3 protein-coding genes and 1 pseudogene are annotated in these 3,149 nt (G+C 39.1%); all 4 read right to left on the reverse strand.

Annotation, left to right across the window (positions count from 1 at the left end):
- Positions 1 to 313: pseudogene (locus B4237_RS09330) on the reverse strand (alpha/beta hydrolase); the annotation flags it as partial.
- Positions 314 to 328: 15 nt separating this feature from the next.
- Positions 329 to 1,048, reverse strand: coding sequence for an SGNH/GDSL hydrolase family protein (locus B4237_RS09335; protein WP_278595184.1), 720 nt, complete (start codon positions 1,046 to 1,048; stop codon positions 329 to 331).
- A gap of 36 nt (positions 1,049 to 1,084) precedes the next feature.
- Positions 1,085 to 1,495 (reverse strand): nuclear transport factor 2 family protein, encoded by a 411-nt coding sequence (locus tag B4237_RS09340; RefSeq protein WP_278595183.1) that lies wholly within the window; start codon positions 1,493 to 1,495, stop codon positions 1,085 to 1,087.
- Positions 1,496 to 1,573: 78 nt separating this feature from the next.
- Positions 1,574 to 3,149: FAD-dependent oxidoreductase (locus tag B4237_RS09345; protein WP_286942835.1), on the reverse strand; the 1,576-nt coding region annotated here is incomplete at its 5' end.

Consider the following 3,149-nt stretch of genomic DNA (forward strand, 5'->3'; position numbering starts at 1 on the left):
TCTCTGCTGGTAAATCATATCCATACCAAGCAATCGCCGTGATACCTCCATCCTGCATCGTTAATTGATCAACACGATCATATTCAAGCTTTATAGTTTTCTTTCGAATCACATCAAAATAAAGTAAATGAAGATGGGTATTACTCAACCACGGCGTTGGGCGATATTTTTCTCGTAATTGGGGTAGCTTTTCGAGTGTATTTTTAATTTTTCCTTTTGGGTCATAATACATTTTGGGTTGTTCAGCACCAACAACTGCATCAAATAATTCTGAACCTAATACTTTAATTTTATTTAAAGCTGAAATACCCATATCCGCTCACTACCTTTAACGATAAGTAAATGTTTCTCGCACTAAAAATGCGACTTTTTGCCCCCAAATTGCGTAAATTTCTTTACTCGGATGAAAACCATCACTTGCCATAGGCAAATTTAATGCCTGAAACTCTTTTATATCATATTTGATAAATTTAAATTTATCCTGCGGCATTAACCATTGTTGTAATACTTGGTTCATTTGCGCTGCATATTTTCCAAACAACCATGCCAAAGGATAAGGCAAAGCAGGAAAATGTTGCATTGGTGGCACACCAGACACAATGATTAATTTGGGTTTAAAGCGGTTTTGTATATCTGCAAACAATTGTTTTTGTTGTTTTAACCATGATCTCGCTGAAGTGAATTTCGTAACATCATTCACTCCTGTTGATGTAATGACAATATCGTACTGCTGATCACTTATTTGTTTAGCTGCCTGAATCACTTGTTGTGTCGTATTGCCTGTTTGCGCTTGTAACTTCCACGTCAAAGTAAATTCATTGCCAAGTTCTGTAATGATCGCACCGGATAAAGCATCTTGTTGCGTTTCTACCCCAACACCTGCTGCGGCAGAATCACCAAGTATTAGCAATGAAAGCGGTTTTCCACTGCCGATTACTCCATCTCTTTCACCACTTGCTTCTGGAAGACGTGGCGTATTTTTACGGACTTTGATTCCTTGTATAGCAACAATAGGAAGTAACGCAAATGTCGTAATTTTTAACCACATCTTCAAACCTCAATTTACTTAGGCTATTTGGTGTTTTTATGCATCCGCTTGATATTGAGCAAATCGAGCGCCCATTTGCTCTGCAAGAGCAGCCAATCCACTCATTGGACGAATCATCACTTCAAAATCAATAATTTTACCTTGTTCATTAAATTTGATCATATCGATCCCCTTTAATGACTTACCACTGACATTGGCACTAAACTCAAGCACCACATTTTCACCATCTTCAGTATAGAACTCACGGTGATAGGTAAAATCCTGAAACACCTGAATCACATTTGTGAGAATAAAGAAAACAACATGCTTCCCTTCATAAGGCTTATATGCGACTGGTGAACGGAACACGACATCTTCTGCTAATAAATCATTTAAGCTTGTCAAATCACGAGTATTAATCATCTCATGCCATTGTTCTAAAGAATGTTTCGTTGTTGCGAGTGTCATTGTTATATTCCTTTTTAAATTATGCTGTGATTTATATATTTAAGGGCATTCCTCTTTGGAAGAATGCCCTAAATTGAATTATAAGACTGCTGCTAATTCAGCGCCTTGGCGAATCGCACGTTTTGCATCTAGCTCACCCGCTTCTTTCGCACCACCGATAAGATGTACATTCTTTCCATCTGCTTTAAGTTGGTCGTACATTGCTGTATATGATTCTTGTCCTGCACAAATTACGACATTATCTACTTCGAGTATGTGTGTTTGGCCGTCAACCGTAATATGCAAACCTTGATCATCAACTTTGTCATAGCTAGCACCTGCAATCATTTTCACATCACGATGTTTTAAGCCAGTGCGATGAATCCAGCCAGTTGTTTTGCCCAAACCTGCGCCAACTGCGGCCGTCTTGCGCTGTAAAAGGTAAATTTCTCGCTCAGATTTTTCAAGCTCAGCTGGTTTTAAACCACCCACATTTTCATATGATGTATCAATACCCCATTCATCATAGAATTTTTGTGGATTCAAGCTACCACTATCGCCTTCATGTGTTAAATATTCTGCTGTATCAAAACCAATTCCACCCGCACCAATAATTGCGACACGCTTACCTACAGGCATACGTTCTCTTAAAACTTGGATATAGCTCAATACTTTTGGATGATCAATGCCTTCAAACTGTAATTGGCGAGGCGTAACACCTGTCGCAACAACGATGTCATCATAGTTTGCTTGACTCAACTCTTCATAAGTTGCTGTGTGATTCAGTACGAGCTCAATATTTGGTTGCAATTCAATTTGACGTTTGAAGTAGCGTAAAGTCTCATAGAATTCTTCTTTACCAGGAATCGTTTTCGCAATATTAAATTGGCCACCAATTTGATTGCTCGAATCAAATACTTTTACTTTATGACCACGACTTGCAGCATAGGTTGCAAAGCTCAAACCAGCTGGCCCCGCACCAATCACCGCAATATTTTTTGCTGTGTTTGCTTCTTTAAAAATAAGTTCAGTTTCATAACATGCGCGCGGATTCACTAAACAAGTTGCAATTTTCATAGAAAAAATATGATCTAAACATGCTTGGTTACAACCAATACATGTATTGATTTCATCACTACGACCTTCACTGGCTTTTAATACAAATTCAGCATCTGCTAACATTGGGCGTGCCATTGAAATCATATCCGCATGGCCCGATGCCAATACATGTTCAGCCATTTCAGGTGTATTAATGCGGTTAGAAGTAATCAGTGGAATCGAAACCGTTCCTTTTAGCTTCTCAGTCACCCAAGTAAATGCTGCACGAGGGACTTTAGTCGCAATCGTTGGGATACGTGCTTCATGCCAGCCAATCCCTGTGTTAATGATCGTAGCACCTGCTTTTTCGATTTCTTTAGCGAGTTGAATGACTTCTTCTAAACTTGAACCGCCTTCAACCAAGTCAAGCATGGATAGACGATAAATAATAATGAAGTTCTCACCAACTAATGCGCGTGTACGCTTTACAATTTCAATCGGAAAACGAATACGGTTTTCATAGCTACCACCCCATTCATCATCACGATGGTTGGTACGCGCAGCAATAAATTCATTAATTAGATAACCCTCTGAACCCATGATTTCGACACCATCATAGCCAGCGTATTGAGAAAGC

Source organism: Acinetobacter sp. UBA6526, assembly GCF_002434875.1.
Taxonomy (GTDB): domain Bacteria; phylum Pseudomonadota; class Gammaproteobacteria; order Pseudomonadales; family Moraxellaceae; genus Acinetobacter; species Acinetobacter venetianus.

Coding starts and splice junctions, on each gene's coding strand:
- B4237_RS09340 (WP_278595183.1), bottom strand. CDS start 1,495: ATGACACTCGCAACAACGAAACATTCTTTAGAACAATGGCATGAGATG.
- B4237_RS09335 (WP_278595184.1), bottom strand. CDS start 1,048: ATGTGGTTAAAAATTACGACATTTGCGTTACTTCCTATTGTTGCTATA.